Source organism: Sporomusaceae bacterium, from assembly GCA_031460455.1.
GTDB lineage: Bacteria > Bacillota > Negativicutes > Sporomusales > UBA7701 > Anaeroselena.
Map to the genome: position 1 here is coordinate 1 of JAVKTQ010000015.1, position 18,236 is coordinate 18,236.

16 protein-coding genes, 2 tRNA genes and 1 rRNA gene are annotated in these 18,236 nt (G+C 57.5%); 1 reads left to right on the forward strand and 18 read right to left on the reverse strand.

The window, feature by feature from the left end:
- Positions 1-134: 134 nt before the first annotated feature.
- The 3 genes from rrf to RIN56_16975 form a co-directional block, all read right to left on the reverse strand.
- Positions 135-251 (reverse strand): 5S ribosomal RNA (gene rrf / locus RIN56_16965).
- 12 nt (positions 252-263) lie between these two features.
- Positions 264-338, reverse strand: a tRNA-Cys gene (locus RIN56_16970).
- Between the two features lie 5 nt (positions 339-343).
- Positions 344-418 (reverse strand) — tRNA-Gly (locus tag RIN56_16975).
- A gap of 166 nt (positions 419-584) precedes the next feature.
- Here RIN56_16975 and RIN56_16980 point away from each other — a divergent pair.
- A complete protein-coding gene (locus RIN56_16980; GenBank protein MDR7868493.1) occupies positions 585-776 on the forward strand; it encodes a hypothetical protein in 192 nt (63 codons plus the stop codon).
- A gap of 60 nt (positions 777-836) precedes the next feature.
- Here RIN56_16980 and RIN56_16985 read toward each other — a convergent pair whose 3' ends face one another.
- The 15 genes from RIN56_16985 to RIN56_17055 form a co-directional block, all read right to left on the reverse strand.
- Entirely contained in the window at positions 837-977 is a 141-nt protein-coding gene (locus RIN56_16985) for a hypothetical protein (protein ID MDR7868494.1), read from the reverse strand.
- Between the two features lie 48 nt (positions 978-1,025).
- Positions 1,026-1,565: a hypothetical protein gene (locus RIN56_16990; protein MDR7868495.1), complete on the reverse strand. Its 540-nt coding sequence runs from the start codon at positions 1,563-1,565 to the stop codon at positions 1,026-1,028.
- The gene (locus RIN56_16995) at positions 1,543-2,748 is read right to left on the reverse strand and encodes an amidohydrolase family protein (GenBank protein ID MDR7868496.1); all 1,206 of its coding nucleotides are present in this window, start codon (positions 2,746-2,748) and stop codon (positions 1,543-1,545) included. The genes RIN56_16990 and RIN56_16995 overlap by 23 nt, the downstream gene beginning before the upstream one ends.
- A gap of 27 nt (positions 2,749-2,775) precedes the next feature.
- Positions 2,776-3,729 (reverse strand): methylenetetrahydrofolate reductase, encoded by a 954-nt coding sequence (locus RIN56_17000; protein ID MDR7868497.1) that lies wholly within the window; start codon positions 3,727-3,729, stop codon positions 2,776-2,778.
- The gene (locus RIN56_17005; GenBank protein ID MDR7868498.1) at positions 3,726-4,394 is read right to left on the reverse strand and encodes a methylenetetrahydrofolate reductase C-terminal domain-containing protein; all 669 of its coding nucleotides are present in this window, start codon (positions 4,392-4,394) and stop codon (positions 3,726-3,728) included. Before RIN56_17005 ends, RIN56_17000 begins: the two co-directional genes overlap by 4 nt.
- Entirely contained in the window at positions 4,391-4,837 is a 447-nt protein-coding gene (locus RIN56_17010; GenBank protein ID MDR7868499.1) for a hydrogenase iron-sulfur subunit, read from the reverse strand. The genes RIN56_17005 and RIN56_17010 overlap by 4 nt, the downstream gene beginning before the upstream one ends.
- Complete coding sequence (locus RIN56_17015) at positions 4,834-9,267, reverse strand: FAD-dependent oxidoreductase (protein MDR7868500.1); 4,434 nt, start codon at positions 9,265-9,267, stop codon at positions 4,834-4,836. The genes RIN56_17010 and RIN56_17015 overlap by 4 nt, the downstream gene beginning before the upstream one ends.
- A gap of 5 nt (positions 9,268-9,272) precedes the next feature.
- On the reverse strand, positions 9,273-10,139 hold the full coding sequence (locus RIN56_17020; GenBank protein MDR7868501.1) for a CoB--CoM heterodisulfide reductase iron-sulfur subunit B family protein: 867 nt from the start codon (positions 10,137-10,139) through the stop codon (positions 9,273-9,275).
- On the reverse strand, positions 10,136-10,693 hold the full coding sequence (locus RIN56_17025; GenBank protein ID MDR7868502.1) for a 4Fe-4S dicluster domain-containing protein: 558 nt from the start codon (positions 10,691-10,693) through the stop codon (positions 10,136-10,138). Before RIN56_17025 ends, RIN56_17020 begins: the two co-directional genes overlap by 4 nt.
- A 44-nt stretch (positions 10,694-10,737) precedes the next feature.
- Entirely contained in the window at positions 10,738-12,015 is a 1,278-nt protein-coding gene (locus tag RIN56_17030; protein ID MDR7868503.1) for an OFA family MFS transporter, read from the reverse strand.
- Between the two features lie 60 nt (positions 12,016-12,075).
- A complete protein-coding gene (locus RIN56_17035; GenBank protein ID MDR7868504.1) occupies positions 12,076-13,743 on the reverse strand; it encodes a formate--tetrahydrofolate ligase in 1,668 nt (555 codons plus the stop codon).
- A gap of 64 nt (positions 13,744-13,807) precedes the next feature.
- On the reverse strand, positions 13,808-14,659 hold the full coding sequence (folD, locus tag RIN56_17040; protein MDR7868505.1) for a bifunctional methylenetetrahydrofolate dehydrogenase/methenyltetrahydrofolate cyclohydrolase FolD: 852 nt from the start codon (positions 14,657-14,659) through the stop codon (positions 13,808-13,810).
- 135 nt (positions 14,660-14,794) lie between these two features.
- Positions 14,795-15,493, reverse strand: a complete 699-nt coding sequence (locus tag RIN56_17045) for a DUF1638 domain-containing protein (GenBank protein MDR7868506.1) — start codon at positions 15,491-15,493, stop codon at positions 14,795-14,797.
- A gap of 40 nt (positions 15,494-15,533) precedes the next feature.
- Positions 15,534-16,253, reverse strand: a complete 720-nt coding sequence (locus RIN56_17050) for a GntR family transcriptional regulator (protein ID MDR7868507.1) — start codon at positions 16,251-16,253, stop codon at positions 15,534-15,536.
- Positions 16,254-16,256: 3 nt separating this feature from the next.
- Positions 16,257-18,053, reverse strand: coding sequence for an ASKHA domain-containing protein (locus tag RIN56_17055; GenBank protein MDR7868508.1), 1,797 nt, complete (start codon positions 18,051-18,053; stop codon positions 16,257-16,259).
- Positions 18,054-18,236: the final 183 nt, after the last annotated feature.

The following is an 18,236-nucleotide window of genomic DNA, read 5'->3' on the forward strand; positions in this document are numbered from 1 at the left end:
GAAACCTTGTCGCTGCTTGCCTTGCCTGGTCTTTTACACCAGCTCCGCTTGCGGCGACTTTGTTATATTAACACGTCCCGGAGGGCGGTGTCAATCCATCATATCTTGGAAATTTCGCTTTATTGTCAGCGAACAATCGGCGTCTCCCTAATCTCCCGGGCCGTTGCCAGCCAAGTACCTTCAGCGTGTAAGAGCTTAACTTCTGTGTTCGGTATGGGAACAGGTGGAGCCTCTTAGCTATCGACACCGAATATGTAGTTATTTGGAGGCGACACCTAGATTCGAACTAGGGTGTAAAGGTTTTGCAGACCTTAGCCTTACCGCTTGGCTATGTCGCCGTAAATGGAGCGGAAGACGAGATTCGAACTCGCGACCCTCGCCTTGGCAAGGCGATGCTCTACCACTGAGCTACTTCCGCGTCGGAGCAATAATATATCAGGATAAAGCATAAGTGTCAACTAACATCTTTTGGAATCCCCGGAGTCCAAGGCCGCTGATGGTTCCGGTTACCTTATCGCGAACTCCTGCGATTTATTTTTCCCAAAATTTGTAAGAACATCGGCTAAACTGAAGAGTATGCGCAAATGCCGTCCCGGTCAGGGGCGGCATTTACCTTACCCAAGGGAAAAACCGGCGTGCGTCTGTCGCCCACCCAGCCGCCGGTAAAACTCGTGGGCCTCGGTCCGGGCGGCGTTGCTCGACAGCACCAGCTCGGCTTCGCCATAATCGGCGCCGAAAGCAAGGCCGGGAACCTGCGTCAGGGCCGCAGCGCCTGAGGCGCAGGCCGACAGGCGAAGGTAGGGAATAAAGAAGCAGAGCGGGCGACTCTTCCCGCTTTATTGGTTCTTTTCTTGCGAATAGTTAATCGCAAGCTCATTATAGAGGCGAAAAAGCTGAATAATCATAGCCTCCATAGTGCTTACCCTCTTTTTTAGTTCTTCTATTTCCGCAAGGCTTTCTTCATTTTGGTTTTCCATGTTAGCCCCCTTGAACTTTATAGTCGCTTTATATTACTAAACGGTCTCCTATGTTGGCTCCAATATGTAAGCAGCCATCATCGCAGCTTTATCAGCCAACGACAAAATTTTTGCCGGATCTTCCGGCCTTCCGCTCTCACCGACAACAAAAATCCCGCTTTTATTAGTCAATACAGGACAGAACTGATTTGTTGCAACTGACCCATAGTCGTTCAGGGCGATGCCCAATTGTCCCGCAATGCCTGATAGCACATCCGCTGCGTCGTTTTTACTGATAAGGACGATCGCTCCCGCCCGAATTCTAATCAGCGATTGTCCCGACGATACCGCCCGGATACAGGCCACAAAGTCGCCGACTTTCCCCTCAAAGCTAACTAATTGAGCCTGCTCATACATGCAAACATCAGGATAGCGCGATATTTGAAGGGCAAGTTTTCCCGGCAGAGCCTGTGAATACGGCAGGAACGTTACCGGATGGCCCAATTCCGCCAGTTTCAACACGACGCGCAGCGCCGTGTCCTCTCCACCCAAGACGAGCGCCCTTTTTCTCAGCGCTTTTTTCTCATTATACCGCTTGGCTATCGGCAAAAATATTAACCCCCTCTTTGAATACCTGGACAACATTGCGCAAAAAGCCCATATTATCGAGAGGATTACCGCGAATAACCAGCAAGTCGGCTGCCTTGCCAGGCTCTATCGTGCCGGTGAAATCCCCGACCCCGACAGCGCTTGCGGATTTTCCGGTCGCGGCCTGTATCGCCGCCAATGGCGACAGGCCGCAAGCGGCCAACAGCGCAAGCTCCTGCCAGACTTCGCCGTGAGCCACGCCCAAAGACCCGGCGTCCGTGCCGGCAATTATACCGCTTCCGGCATTGATTCCCCGACTGACCAACGCGTAATGCCCGTTGTATATCCGCTCCAGCCCGGCTTCGGGCATCGTTGCGGCAGGATGTGACTTGCTGCAGGCGAGCATTTGCCGTAAAGGCGAAAGCGTCGGTACCCAGTAAGCCGGGCCTTCGCCAAAGAGATCAACCGTCTTTTCGCCCATTAGGATGCCATGTTCGATGGTATCAACTTTGGCGATTAGCGCACTTCTCACGCCGACAGCGCCGTTAGCGTGAACGCTGACCGGACGGCCCAGGCGCTGTGCCTCGGCCACGGCCGCCTCGATGTCATCACTGGACAACTCGGGAACACCGGTCTGTTCGGTCCGGAAGTCCACCAACCCGGTCGCCATAAGCTTGACGCAGTCCGCGCCCGCTGCGATCTGCTCGCGGACCGCCTGGGCAATTTCCTCCGGTCCGGCTGCTTCCCGGCCACCGGCGTAGTGAAAATGCCCGCCGGGGACGGATATCGACCGGTGGCAGGTAAGCACCCGCGGACCGAGTATTTTCTTTTCGCTGACAGCTCGTTTTAAGGTTGTTGCGATGCCGTAGGGACCGCCTAAATCTCTGACGGTGGTTACTCCTTTGCGGAGAGTCAGTTCCAGGTTCCGGGCGGCCCGGAAGAGCATGATTTCCCGCCCTTCCCGCAAGCGGCACCGGCGTTTCTCGATGTCGTCGATCCCTTCGAGGAATAAATGAACATGGCTGTCAATCAGGCCGGGCAGCACGGTGTAAGGCGAGTAGTCCACCGCTTGCTCGACCTGCGCTGCGGCAAAATCATCCTCGCCGCCAACCGCAACGATTTTACCGTTATCCACGGCAATAAAGCGGTCGATGCCCGGTAGAGCGCCGCTGCCGTCAATGAGCAGTCCCGCCTTAATCAGCATGATATCGCGTCCCTCATGTCAAAACGATCAGTCGATAACAGGCCGCGCCTGCAGCCCGGCGCGGGTAACAATCTCCGGCAGGACGGCTTCCCAGCCAACCGGCATGATGTGAATTCCCTTTACCCCGGCAATATTCCGGAGCTTCGCAATCAGCTCGACGGCAATGGCTTTGCCTTCTTCCTGCGGGTTCTCCGCTTTTGCCATCCGCTCGACAAGCTCGTCGGGCACGCTGATGCCGGCCACATTTTCCTTCATATATTTAAGAGCCCGAACTGACTTCACGGGTATGACCCCGGCCATGATATTCACCCGCTGGTCAAGGCCGGCACTGCGTACAAGGCTCATCCAGTTAGCAAACTGCTCGACATCGAAAATGGCCTGGGTCTGGATGAACTGGGCCCCGGCCCGGACCTTTTTGGCCAGCCGCATCACCCTCAGTTCAAGCGGGTCGCCGAAGGGGCTTTCGACCGCGCCGATATAAAAACGCGGTTCGTTTTTCATCTCCTCCCCGCTCAGCATCTTCTTCTCGTCGCGCATCATTTTTACCAGGGCGATGAGCTGGATGGAATCAATGTCGAAGACATTTTTGGCGGACGGGTGATTGCCGAAGGATTGATGATCGCCGCTCAGGCAAAGTACATCGCGGATCCCCAGGCTATAAGCACCCAGCAGATCGCTCTGGATAGCGATCCGGTTCCGATCCCGGCAGGTCATCTGCATAATGGGATTGCCGCCGTGCCGCAGGATATGCACTGCGCCGGCGATGCTGGAGAGCCTGACGACAGCGCTTTGGTTGTCGGTGATATTAAACCCGTCGCAATATGTTCTGGATTCCTCGGTGTGATGAATTATACTGTCCGCCGAGGCTCCTTTTTGCGGGCCGATTTCCGAGGTAACGACAAATTCGCCCCTGGCGAATAGCCTCTCCAGTTTGCTTTCCGTCGTAAACTCCCGCCCGTCCTGTGTTGCCGGTTCACTCATAGGAGCACATCCTCCCTTACATACTTGCGGGGACCGCCGTCGCGGGATTTCGACCAGTCCTTCACCGGAAAGATCTCGCCCAGGGCGGCTTCCCGGCCCTGGCGCTTCAGTTGTTCATAGATAAGCGTCCAGGCGCACGGGGTGTCCGGGTTGACTTCGCATTTGCCGCCCTGCGAGCCGCCGCACGGACCATTGAGGATGCTCTTCGAACAGCGAATGATCGGGCAGATGCCGCCGGTGCGGGCCAGGATACACTCGCCGCAGAGGGCGCAGCGCTCCTCCCAGATGCCGTGTTCGGTCGTGCCGCCGATAAACTTCGTATTCTGGGCCGGGATGATTACCTTGTCCGGATACCGCTCAGCCAAGTACTGGACACCCACTCCGCAGGCCAGCGACACGACGCATTCGGCCGCCTGCACTTTCTCCGCAAGCTTGTCGACATACTCTTTGTCGCACTGGCGCTCCAGCGTTTCCGTCGCCGTATCGATCGGCTTGCCATCTTTTTTCCGCAGAATACGCAGGCTGGTGGCCAGAATATCCACTTCTTTCTGGCCGCCGGACAAGCAAACGGTTACACAGCCCCCACAGCCGACAACAAGTACCTTTTTGGCATCCTTGATGCTTTCCGCTATCTCGGCCAATGGCTTTTGTTCGGCGACGATCATGCTTCTTCACCATCTTTCTTTGTCTGGCTATGCGCCTTGTTCAAAGGACTCGGCCCCAGCGCCCGGATGCGCTCGGTCATCTCGTTGGCGATTTCCGCGAACCGCGGCCCCATCGAGCTCGACAAATTATACATCTCCAGCCGCTCGCCGCCGATGCCCAGTTCGTCGAGGAGTTTTTTAACATATTCCACCCGCTTGCGGGCTCGGATATTTCCTTTGAGATAATGGCAATCGCCCTCCATGCAGCCGGCCACATAGACGCCGTCCGCCCCTTCCTCGAAGGCGGTGAGCAGCATGTTATGCTCGATCTTGCCCGAGCAGGGAAGCTCGATCATCCGGATGTTGGCCGGGTATTGCAGGCGCATGGAGCCGGCCAGATCGGCCGCCGAATATGCGCAATAGTAACAACAGAAAGCGATTATCCTCGGCTCGAAAGCACTCACGCCGACACCTCCTTGAACAGGCCGCGAATTTTGTCAAGCACCTGGTGATCTTTGTAATGCTGGAGCTGGATCGCTTTGTTCGGGCATTCCCCGGCGCAGCTGCCGCAGCCATGGCACTGGACAGGTTCGATATAAGCCTTCCAGGAGGCGTCGATACGGGGCACACTGTAAGGGCAGATGCGGACACAGGTCAGGCAGGCGGCGCATTTGTCCTGATCGACGGTGGCGACCACCCCGCCGGCCATTAGATTGTCCCGGGAAAGGATGGTGGCGGCGCGGGCGACCGCGCCCTGGGCCTGGCAGATAGCTTCGTCGACCGACTTGGGAGAATGGGCCCCGCCGCAAAGATAGATGCCCTGAGTGGGGAAATCGATCGGCCCCAGCTTGGCGTGGGTTTCGACAAAGAAGCCGTCTTCGTTGACCGGCACCTTGAGTAGCATGCCAAGCCCCCGTGCCGTATCCGAAGGGACAGTGCCCGGAGCCAGCACTACTAGCTCGGGCTTTACGGCAATAATGGTTTTTAGGCTTGGTTCATAGAAGTCGCAGCAGAGGCCGTCGCCGTCCCTGGTAACGACCGGCTTGCGGTCGGGTGTGTAAAGGATGAAGCGGATGCCTTTGGCGCGCGCTTCCTTGTACAGTTTCTCCATGAAGCCGTAGGTGCGAATGTCCCGGTAGAGGATGAAGATGTCGGTGTCGGGCTGCCGCTCTTTGAGGGCGATGGCATTCTTCAGGGCCTGCCCGCAACAGGTGCGGCTGCAGTAATTGAGCTCGTCATTACGGGAGCCGGCGCACTGGATCATGACAATTTGCCTGGCGGCCAGCGGCTGACCGGCAGCCACCATTTTTTCGAAGGCGGTAGTGGTAACGACCCTGGAATCTTCGCCGCACAAATAGCCTGTCGGCAGCCGTTCCTGGACGCCGGTGGCGACGATTACCGCGCCGTGGTCGATACTGGTTTCCGCCCCTGTTTGCCGGGCGCGGATCGTTGTGACGAAATGTCCGGCATGACCGGAGAAGCCCACTGCCTCACTGGCGGTAAACACCTTGACCAGCGGGTGGCTCCCTGTGTCGGCGATAAGTTGCCGCAGGCGGGCCTGGACGTCGTTGCCATCGAAATCCTGATACACTTCGCGGGCATGACCGCCCAGCTCGGCTTCCTTCTCCACGATATAGGCGGCGAAGCCCTGGCGGGCCGCGGTCAGCGCGGCCGTCATCCCGGCGACGCCGCCGCCGATGACCAACAGCGAATTGATAACCGGGACGGAATGGAGGTTAAGCGCCTCATGGTGCCTAACCTTGGCCACCGCCATCCGCACAAGGTCTTTGGCCTTTTCGGTGGCGTTCGCCGGTTCGCCGCGGTGGACCCACGAGCACTGGTCGCGAATATTGGCCATTTCGAAGTAGAACTGGTTAAGGCCGGCCTCCCGCAGCATTTCACGGAAAAGCGGCTGATGGGTCCTCATGGTGCAGGAGGCCACCACCACGCGATTGAGCCCCTTCTCCTCAATTATTTCTTTCATCCGTTTAAGCGTATCCTGAGAACAGGTATAGAGATTATCCTGGCAATGAATCACGCCAGGCAGCTTCTGGGCATAAGCGACAACCTCGGGAACACTTACGACCGAGGCGATGTTGATGCCGCATTCGCAGATAAATACGCCGATCCGCGGCTCCTCCGTAGTGACGTCCCGCTCCGGCGGATAGACTTTCTCGCGCTTCAAGGTATTGCGAGCGTCGGTCAGCAGTTCGCCCGCCTTGGCGGCGGCAGCGCTGGCGCTCACTACCGTTTCGGGGATATCCCGCGGCCCCTGGAAGGCACCGGCGACATAAATCCCGGCGCGGGTCGTTTCCGTCGGGCTGAACGGGGCGGTGGCGGCAAAACCGTAGGGGTTGGCCTCGATACCGACGGCAGCCATCAGTTCGCCCGCCTGTTTCGGCGGGCGAACGCCGACGGCCAGGACGACGAGGTCGAATTCCTCGTCGACGATTTCCCCGGTCTCGCTGATATATTTGATAAACAGGTTGCCGGTTACCGGGTCTTCCTTGACGGTCGAAATCATCGCCCGTACGTAGCGGACGCCGCCTCGCTGGGCCGCGTCGACGTATTTATCGAAATTTTTGCCGTAGGAGCGCATATCGAGGTAGAAGATGGTCGGCTCGATGCCGGCGTCATGTTCGCGGGCGATAAGCGCTTCCTTGGTGGAATACATGCAGCAAATGGACGAGCAGTATTCGGCTCCCCCGTCGGCGCACTCCCGCGAGCCGACACACTGGATGAAAGCCACCTTGCGGGGGGCGGCCTGGTCCGACGGGCGCACGACATGCCCGACCGTCGGCCCGGTCGACGACAACAGTCGCTCGAATTCGAGACTGCTGATAACATTCGGGTAGACGCCATAGCCGTATTCGCCCTTCAGGGCGGCGTCATAGACATCAAAGCCGGGGGTGAGCACAACAGCGCCCACCGGAAGGTCGACCGCTTCGTCGGCGTCTGCATGGCAAATAACCTGCTTTTTGCACACCTTTTCGCACTGGAGGCATTCGGAACAGATGCCGCAGTTAAGGCACCGGTTAGCCTCCTCGATCGCCACTTCCCTGGTCATGCCCAGCGCCACTTCCCGGTAGTCGCCGGCACGGTCGGCGGCGGGGGCGAAGCGCTGCGGCCGACGGGACGCCGGATTAACGGGCGTATCCGCCGGTTGGCCGATTTTGTCCTGGAAGGACTTTTCGCGTCCGGAGTCTAGCGGGCTGCCATTGAGGTATCTATCTATAGATATGGCGGCTTCGTGAGCGCTGGCCACCGCTTCAATCACCGAGGCCGGACCGTGGGCGATGTCGCCGCAAGCGAAAACACGGGCGTCGCCGGTCGCCTTGGTGATGGGATCGGCGGCGATAGTTCCCCGCGCCGTAGCCACAGCATCCTGTCCGCGGAGGAAATCAAGATCGGCCGCCTGGCCGATAGCCATGATGACGGTGTCCGCCTCGAGGAGCATTGAACACATTTCGTCGTACTGGGGATTGAAGCGCTTATCGCCATCGAAAACCGCCGTGCAGGCCCTGAATTCAACAGCGCTTACCCGGCCATCGCCGCTGCCGGCGATGCGGCGGGGGCCCCAGCCGGGATGAAGAATTACCCCTTCGCCCTCGGCCTCATCGATCTCCCATACATGGGCCGGCATCTCATCCCGCGACTCCAGGCAGACGACATGCACTTCCTCGCCGCCCTGGCGCTTGGCCGAACGGGCCACGTCCATGGCTACGTTGCCGCCGCCGATAACGACTACTTTCTTGCCAACCCGGGAGTCCTTGCCCAGATTTATATCGCGCAGGAACCCGACGCCCGGCAGAACGCCTGTCAGCCCGGCGCCCTCAATGGGCAGGTCGCGGCTTTTCTGGACGCCGGCGGCGACAAGGATAACATCGTACTGAGACTTTATTTCATCGAGAGTAATATCTGCGCCGACCCTGGTGTTGACGCGCACCTCGATACTATGCCTCAGCAGGTTATCGATTTCCCGCTGGACGACTTCCGCCGGCAGGCGGTATTGGGGAATGCCATATTTCAGCCAGCCCCCCGGACTGGGTAACGCTTCGAAGATGGTGACGCGGTAGCCTTTGGCGACAAGGTCATAGGCGGCCGTCAGGCCCGCCGGACCGCCGCCGATAACGGCCACTCTCTCTTTGCGGGTCGGGGTGAGCGGTGGGTTTTCGGCTTTTATAAGATCGTCCCAGCCATAGTCGGCCGCCGCCCGTTTGATGGCGGCGATAGCCAGCGGCTCGTCGATCTCCCGGCGGTTGCACTCCGTCTCGCAGGGATGATGGCAGATGCGGCCGCAGATGCCGGCAAAGGGCAGCCTGCGGTGGATGACCTCCAGCGCCGCGGCGAATTTACCCTGCGAAACCAAGGCGACATACCCCTGGACGTTGGTGCCGGCCGGGCAAGTCTGGCGGCACGGCGGAGTCCCGCGCTTGTCGATCAGGAAGCGGTTGGGCACCGACTGAGGGAAAAGCTTATACACCGCTTTCCTTGTACCCATCCCCTGGTTGAAGCTGTCCTTGACGTTTACCGGGCAGGCGTCGGCGCAGTCGCCGCAGGCCGTGCATTCGTTGATATCGACGTACCTGGCGTTTTTCCGCACGCGGGCGGTGAACCGGCCCGCCTCGCCCTCAAGGCCTTCCAGCCGTGAGTTGGTATGGATGATGATATTGGGGTGGCTCAGGCAGTCGCTCATCTTGGGACCCAGCAGGCACATCGAGCATTCGTTCGTCGGGAAGGTTTTGTCGAGCTGAGCCATCTTGCCGCCGATGGATGGTTCGTCGGTAACCATGTGGACAAGATAGCCGCCGCCCGCAAGGTCGAGAGCCGCTTGCATGCCGGCGATGCCGCCGCCAAGAACGAGAACGGAGCCTATTGCATCGGTGTTTGCCATATGTGTCACTCCCCTTTCGCCAGCGCCGCCAACACCGGAGCGGGATCGATGATATGCTTTTGCAGCCACTGACCTGACGCGGCGGCGCCGAACGCCACGCCCATAAGTTCGGTGAAATAGAATATGGGCATAGGCCGGGCGACCTGGGTCTGGCGTGTGTCGAGGTTGACCTGGCACAACGGACACGCGGAAACGATGGCCTGAGCGCCGGCCCTCTCAGCTTCGGTGACCAGCTTGGCAACCAGGGTCGCCACCGCGTCGGTCCGCGAAAGCGCCAAAGCGCCGCCGCAGCAGTCGGTCTTGTACGACCAGCGTTTCACTTCGGCGCCGAGAGCCGTGAGCAGGTTATCCATCCTCGTGGGGTGTTCGGAATTGTCGAAAGCCACGACGTGTTTCGGCCTGGTAAGCAAACAGCCGTAATAGGCTACCAGCCGTAAACCCTTGAGCGGGCGAACGACTTTTGCGCTTATCTCCCGCAGCATTTCCCGGCTGCTCAGGATCTCGAGGGGATGGCGGACCTGGATGGTTGCCCCGTACTTCGCTCCCATGATTTCTTCCAGGTCGGCGTTAATTGTCATGGCCTGGCCGTCCTGCCAGCGAACGGCGTGGTCGGTGGCTCTGAGCGTGTTGTAACAGGCGGCGCATGGCGCCATGACATCGTGGCCGGCCTGCTCCGCCAGGATGAGGTTGCGCATCGGCAGGGCCGCAGCCAGGAAGTGATTGGTCGCATGGGCGCACGAGGCCCCGCAGCAGTTCCAATCGTTTAGCTCGGCCAGTTCCACGCCGAGCGTTCTGCACACAAAACCGGTGGAGTCGTCATACTCGGCGGCGGTCGAATGGAGGGAGCAGCCGGGGTAATAAGTCAATTTCATTTGCCCGCCTCCCTGGCTTTACGGAAAATCCGCTTAATTTCCCCTGCCCGCCTGATCCGGTCGGGCAACAGTTTCAGCTTGTTTCTGGCCATAAACCTGAGCCCCAGCGCAAGATCCTGGGTGAAGGACGCTGTTTTCAGCTTGAACAGGCCGATAGTCCCCGCTTCGTAGGAGCGCCCGAACTGCTCCACCGTGGCCAGGAAGGACTGATGAAACGCCGCAGTCCTTGGATCGCCGGCCTTTTTCCCGCTCGCCAGCGACATCTCCCGCAGTACGTCGTTAACTTTGGAAATGTCGATGCCGTTGGGGCACCTGGCCCCGCAGGTCCTGCAGCCAATGCAGAGCCAAATGGTGTTGCTCCCCAGAACCGCCTCTTTTTCCCCATACTTGATCAACTTCAGCAGGTCGCAGTTGTATGGTTGCATGGCAAAGCTCATCGGGCAGCCGCCGGCGCATTTCTTGCACTGGTAACACAGACTGACCGGTTGCCCCGACCTGGCTTCTATTTCCTCAGAAAACTTAAGGGCTGGAGCTATGTTCGCACCTGTCGCCATAAAGCCTCCTATCACACCATGCCGCCAAGCGATGTCTCCCGAACTTATTCGCCGATTGCTATTTCCTTTAGCGGCAGCTTGGGCACAAATCTCTTGTTACTCAGGATAAAGGTAATAAACAGGCCGACCAGCAGTAGAAGCGAAGCGGATATGAAAGAATACGGGGCTGCCTGGCCGGCATAATTATCTTTCAGGAACGCCACGATCTGGGGGCCGACGATCCCGGCCAGACCCCACGCGGTGAGGATGCTGCCGTATACGACCGGCATTTGCTTGGGGCCGAAAACGTCGAGCACGAAGGAAGGCATTGAGCCGAACCCGCCGCCGTAGCACAGCAGCACATAGCATACCAGTACGCTGAAAAGCAGCGGGGTCTTGACGAATAACAATGCCAGGAAAGCGGCAACCTGGCTGCCGAGGATGAGGCGAAAGGTCTGCACACGCCCGATTTTATCAGACAGCCCACCCCAGAAAAATCGGCCCAGCCCGTTAAATACCGAACTCACGGCAATCAGCGTCGCCCCGGAAGCGGCAAGATTGGCCAATACCTTGGGATCTTTCAGTAACGCCGGCTCGACTGATTCTTTCAAGAGATCCTGGAGCAGGGGCGACTGGAAGCTGATGAACATGATGCCGGCAATTATATTGAGGAAGAATACCGTCCACATCAGGGCAAATTTGCCGGAGAATACGCACTCTTTGGCGGTAATGTCGGCCTGAAAGCCCTGCTCGCCGGCCGACACCGCCGCGATGGCGTATCCTCGCGGCGCGTAGGCTGCGGGCGGGTTAACCAGAAAGTAGCCTGCCGGCAAGGTAACAACAAGCATGAGCACGCCGATATACGAAAACACGAAGACAAGATTTCCGCCACTAACGGCCAGGAAAGCCGGCGCCAAAACTTTGGCCATAACGAGAGCCCCTAAGCCGAAGCCCATTACCACCATCCCGGTGATGAAACCTTTCTTGTCGGGAAACCACTTGGCGGCGGTAGCTACCGGCGTCACATAGCCAAGGCCCAGGCCAATCCCGCCGACGACGCCGTAGCCTAAGTACAGCAGCGGAAGGCTTTTCACGCTAAGCGCATAGGCGGCCAGCAGATAACCTAGTCCGTACAGAAGGCCGCCGGACATTGCCAGCTTTCGCGGCCCGAATCTCGGCAGATTAACGCCCCCCCAGGCAGCCGCCAGACCCAGGCAGAAAATCGCCAGGCTGAAGGCCCATGCGGCCTGCGAATTAGTCCAGTTTCCCGCGGCCATCACCGGCTGCTGGAAAAAACTCCAGGCGTAAACCGTCCCCAGGGCCAGCTGCAGCAACGTTCCCATAACAGCCACCAGCCACCGGTTTGTACTTTTTTGCGCTTCAGGTATCATATACAGTCGCCTTTAGAACAGACCGACGATTTTGCCGGTGTTGTCGATATCCATGATCTCGGCAGCCGGTTTTTTGGGGAGTCCCGGCATCGTCATGATTTCGCCCAGGATGGCTACCAGGAAGCCCGCCCCCGCCGATACCCGCACTTCCCGCACAGTTACTTTGAACCCGGTGGGCCGCCCCAATTTTGCGGCGTCATCGCTTAGAGAATACTGCGTCTTCGCCATACAGATCGGCGTTTTGTCGAAACCGAGGGCGGTCAGCCCCTGAATTGTTTTCTCAGCGGCCGGCGCATAGGCGACATCGTCCGCCCCGTAGATTTCTTTGGCAATGGCGGCGATCTTGTCTTTGATCGGCAGCTTCTCGTCATAGAGGAACCTGAACTGCTTCGGCTTATCCATAGCGGCCAGCAGCTTTTTGGCCACAGCCTCGCCGCCGGCGCCTCCTTTGGCCCACACCTCCGACAGAGCCACCTCTGCTCCCAGCGCGGTGCACTTCTCCTCGACGAAAGCCAACTCGGCCGGCGTGTCGGTCGGGAAAGCGTTGATGGCCACTACGGCCGGCAAGCCGAACTTACCGATGTTTTCGATATGCTTGGTCAAGTTGGCCAAGCCTTTTTCCAGAGCCGGCGTATTTTCCCGGCCGAGGTCGGCTTTGGCCACGCCGCCGTGGGACTTCAGCGCCCGAACGGTGGTGACGATGACAACGGCATCAGGCTGCAAACCGGCGAAGCGGCACTTTATATCGCAGAACTTTTCCGCACCAAGGTCGGCGCCGAAGCCGGCTTCGGTTACCAGGACATCGGCCAGTTTGAGGGCGAACTTCGAGGCCATCACGCTATTGCAGCCATGGGCGATGTTGGCGAACGGGCCGCCATGAATGAAAGCCGGGGTATTTTCCAGCGTTTGCACAAGGTTGGGTTTAATGGCGTCCTTGAAGAGCAGAGTGAGCGCGCCGGCCACTTTGAGGTCGGCGACGGTGACCGGCTTGTTGTCGTTGGTGTACGCTACGATGATCCGGCTGATGCGCTCTTTCATGTCTTCCAGGTCGGACGCCAGGCACAGAATGGCCATCATTTCCGACGCAACCGAGATATCGAAGCCGCCTTCGCGCGGAATGCCGTTGGCCTTACCGCCGAGGCCGAGCACGATTTGGCGCAGCGCCCGCTCGTTGAGGTCCATGACCCGCCGCCAGGTGATCCGGCGGGGATCGATGCCAAGCTCGTTGCCGTGATGGATATGATTGTCGATGATCGCCGCCAGCAGGTTGTTGGCGGTGGTGACGGCGTGAATGTCGCCGGTGAAGTGAAGATTGATGTCTTCCATCGGCACTACCTGGGCATAGCCGCCGCCGGCCGCGCCGCCCTTCACGCCGAAGCAGGGGCCGAGGGAAGGCTCGCGAAGAGCGATAACCACTTTCTTGCCCAGGCGGCGCAGGGCATCGCCGATACCGACGGTGTTGGTGGTCTTGCCTTCGCCGGCCGGCGTCGGGTTGATCGCGCTGACAAGAATGAGTTTGCCGTCAGGACGGTCTTTAATCTTTTCCCAGGCCGACAGAGAAACCTTCGCCTTATACTTGCCGTAAAGCTCAAGGTCGTCATCGCCTAGGCCAAGCTCGGCCGCCACCTGGGTTATAAGCTTCATGTTCGCTTCTTGGGCGATTTCCACATCGCTTTTCATTTGCATCCTCCATTCATTAAATCAATTTACCCAGTAATGTTTGGCGTCTGCGCCGCCCGTCCCCTTACCTGCGCTGAAGCTCGGCGGCTTTGATGGTATTGTGAAGCAGCATGGCGATCGTCAGCGGCCCGACCCCACCCGGCACGGGAGTGATATGCCCCGCCGTCTCGGCCACATCGCCAAAATTGACATCGCCGACCAGCTTGTCGCCCACCCTGTTGATGCCGACATCGATTACCGTCGCTCCCGGCTTCACCATGTCCCTGGTGACAAACTCGGGCTTGCCGATCGCCGCTACCAAAATGTCGCCTTGCCGGCAAACCTCGGCCAGATGCTTAGTTCGCGAATGGCATACAGTCACCGTCGCGTTTCTGGCCAGGAGCAGCATGGCCATCGGTTTGCCGACAATGTTGCTGCGGCCGATAATCACCGCCCGCTTGCCCTCGATGGCAATACCCTCCATCTCAAGCATTTTGACGATACCGTAAGGAGTGCAGGGTACGAGATGTTCCTTGCCAACGCAAAGGTTGCCGACATTCATCGGGTGAAAACCGTCGACGTCTTTATCCGGCCGGATACGCTCCAGCACCTTTTCGGCATTGATATGGCGGGGCACCGGCAGCTGAACCAGAATGCCGTGGACCGCCGGGTCGGCGTTTAGGCGGTCGATAGTTGCCAGGAGTTCCTCCTCAGTAGTCGTCTCCGCCAGCCTGATAACCTCCGAATTGATGCCGGTATCGAGGCAAGCTTTATGCTTCCGGCCCACATATACTTTCGATGCCGGGTCTTCGCCAACGATAACCACGGTCAGCCCCGGAGCAACCCCATGGGCAGCCTTGAAATCCTTGACGTTTTGTTTGACCGCTTCCGTCAGTCTTAAAGCGATCGCGTTGCCACTCAAAATTTGTGCCGCCATCTCTCCCGCCTCCTCTGATCACGGTTGTGCAATAAAATGCCCTTTATTATACATATATATGTATATACATTTTTCAACGCAAGATTACAAACTCCTTTTTTGCTTAGAGAATTTTCAAATAATTATTTACCCGAGCTAACCTCGCAAACTGTTTACTTGACTGACCAGGCTGTCGTCACATGAGCCCAGATCTCCCAAATGCAACTCGTCCCCCGGTTTCAGGACCACGAACTCCCCATCCCATTGGCCGAGCAGCAGCTTATGCAGCAGCCTTAGCGAGCCGGGAGCTATCGCGTGCCTTAAGCCAAGCTTGGCGGCAAACTCCTCCGTTCTGGGAGTCACGCTATCTACCGGATATGCGCCGGTATCGATTACCATCAGGCGCAGATAATTGCCGAGCATTGTTTTCATTACTCGCAAGGCGCGACTCTCACCGTAGCGGGAAACGCAACGGTTATACTCCCACAGGATGTTCTGCTCGTAATCGAGCCAGCCTTTTGTCGTAAAGTACGTCCCCATCTCCTGGGAAATAGCCCTGCGGGTCTCGCTCGACCCCAACAGCAACGGAATACAATCTTCCACCCTGGGGACAACGATCGTGAAGGCTGAGGATTTAATCCCCAGCATGCTATTCCCGCAAAAGCCGAAAGCCATAAGAACGGTATCGACATTATCAAGCATGTCGAGGTGCTCTTGTATCCGCCGGTGCAGTGCTTCCGGTCTGTTATGCAGCCCTGCTTCGACATAAATCACCGGATAGTTCACACCGGTTTCTTTCAGGGCCAGACGAAGTTCGTCTTTAATGGTCTGACAAGCCAGGATTACTGTCCGCATGCGCTTCCCCCATAAATAATCGGGCTCTGCCCCACTGCTTTTAAAGCTGCGTGTAAGAGGTGGCCTGCAATTGATAACGGTCCTTATGGCATACCATATAGGATATTCCCAGCGGAGTGCCGTCCTTAGAATATATAACCTGTCTGATCACGAGCGCGGGAGTATTGGGTTCCGCCTCCAGCAAGCCGGCTTGTTCGGCCGTAAGAACATCGACTGATATCAGCATGTCGTTGCGGACCGGCACCGTTTCCTGGTGTTTGGCGACAACTTCGGGAAAATTTGCGTATTCGAGCTGCGTTTCCAGCAGCGGCGTCGCCCGTAAATAAGGGAGATACTTTTCCTCGATGGCAACCGGTTTGTCGTTTTTATACAATATTCGTTTTAACTGCAATACCTTGCTATCGGGGGCCAGCTTCAATTCACGGGTGTAATGTTTATCGCGGACAATTTTTACCCCCAGCAATCTATAGCGGGAATTTCCCGCGTCTGCGACCGCTTGATCCTGCAAATTAATCAGAAGTTGATTCAACCGGGGCAGGCGGACAAACGTTCCCTTCCCTTTGATAGTCTCCAGCAGTCCGGCCTCCGCCAGCAAAGCCAGCCCGTGGCGCACGGTCATCCGGCTGATACCGTACGCCTCACCCAGTTGGCCCTCGGTGGGAATCATGTCGCCATCTTTCAGCTCGCCAGACTCAATCTGACGTTTTATGTCTTCAGCCAAACGATAATAGACAGGGATAAGATTGTCTCTGTTTCTCATACTTCACCTCGAAAAATCCAGATTTGCCAAAAACATCTTTTGGAAATTAGGCTGTGCCGCCAACTCGACAAATGCAACTTCGCCGGCAATGCGTTCACACCGTGCCAGTACTTCTCTGGACATCAGGGCGCGGACTGCCCCGGCCCCGGCCGCGTTCCCTACCGGTTTAATCTGTTCCCGGCAAACACCAGGTATAAGACCGATTGTCAATGCGCTGTCGATATCAATATAATTACCGAAAGCCCCCGCGAGAAGCACCGGCAACGCAGCTGCCGGACGGGCCTTATCCAACAGGATTTCTATTCCGGTACATATCGCGGCCTTAGCCAGCTGTACCTGCCGGATATCGGCCTGGGTGACGGCAATGGCCGCGCCGGTGGCGCTGTCCGCCGCCTCGACTAATACAAACTCGCTATGGCCGGCGTTAATTCTTAGCCGTTCGGCAACTTCCGGGCACAAGTCTTTTTTAGCGTCGGCGTTAAAGCGGCCGCTAGGCATGATAATCCCGGTTTTTATCAGTTCGGCAATCGCCTTTACCAACCCGGAGCCGCAAATCCCCGCCGGCTTACCGTCACCGACAGTTTTGACCCGGACACCATTATTATCAATTGATACGTCTACGATTGCGCCGGTCGCAGCCCGCATTCCGTCACGGATATGAGCTCCTTCAAACGCCGGACCGGCGGCCGTAGCGCATGCCCACAGCTTATCCCGATTACCGAGCACGATCTCGCCATTTGTCCCGAGATCCACCAACAACACCTGGTCGGGGGAAACATCCTGCTCAGTGGCAACAATAGCCGCCGTCGTATCAGAGCCGATGAAGCTGGCAATATTCGGCAGCATGATCACTTTGCCGCAAGAGTTGATATTTAGACCGATCATACTTGGGGAAAACGGCTCGATCTGTCTGAAAACCGCCTCGTAGGGTTTTACTGCCAGACTGCGCGGCGATATGCCCAAAAGCAAGTGCCCCATGGTGGTGTTGCCAGCTATTACGACGGCGTATACTTGATCTGGCGGGATACTTGCCGAATGACAAAGCACGGCAATAATCTCATTCAAACACCTTCTGACAGCCGTTGCCAAGGCTTCAAGTCCACCCGGTGCACTGCAGGACTCGATTCGCGATATGACATCGGCGCCAAAAGCAGCCTGCGGATTTGTTGCGGAATGAGTTGCGACAATTCTCTGCGCATTAATGTCGACCAACATGCCGGCAACCGTTGTTGTCCCAATATCGATCGCTACGCCGAACAGAGCCTCGATCGTGTCTCCAGGCTCCACCGCAATAACAGCGTCGTCCATTGTGACTACCGTTATCCGGCTGGCCTTTGCAGCCGCCACCTCGGCCAATTGTCTCATTATACCGGCAGCGGCGACCCGTTCCGGAGCATTGCAAGCGCGGCCAATCATTTCCTGGAGGGAATGGCGCTTCTCCAATGTCGGATACTCTGGCGCGATCACCGTCTTGCAGAGTAGCGGCCGCCCATCGTCGTCAGGCCTGACGGTCATGCTCCCCTTTGCGCTCGCCGCAGTCGGGTTTAAGGCAATTGTTATATCCCCCCGGGGATATACCTGGCAGGCTGTATATATATTGCCCGTTTCTGAGCCGAGCGGCATTCCCTTTGAATCGCCAACCTGGCCGCGGAGTAGCCGAACCTTGCATTTACCGCAGGTGCCCTTCCCGCCGCAGTTAGCTTCCAAAATAATTCCCGCATCCGTCAACGCTCTGAGCAAAGTTTGATCGCATGAACATCGGATAGTTTTTTGCCCACCGTCTATGGTAATTTCGTACATTTTTCCTAGCCCTCCCGCGGGAAAAGCGCTCTTCTTTACGCACCTATGTAAATTATTGCCGCGGTTAATATATACAACTATACTACCACAGCCATGGGTTTTTTCCTGCATAATTCTCTCAACTGAGCAGCATCGGAAGAGAAACAGAAAAAGTTTTTCATAATAGTGGCGCTTATGCCGTTA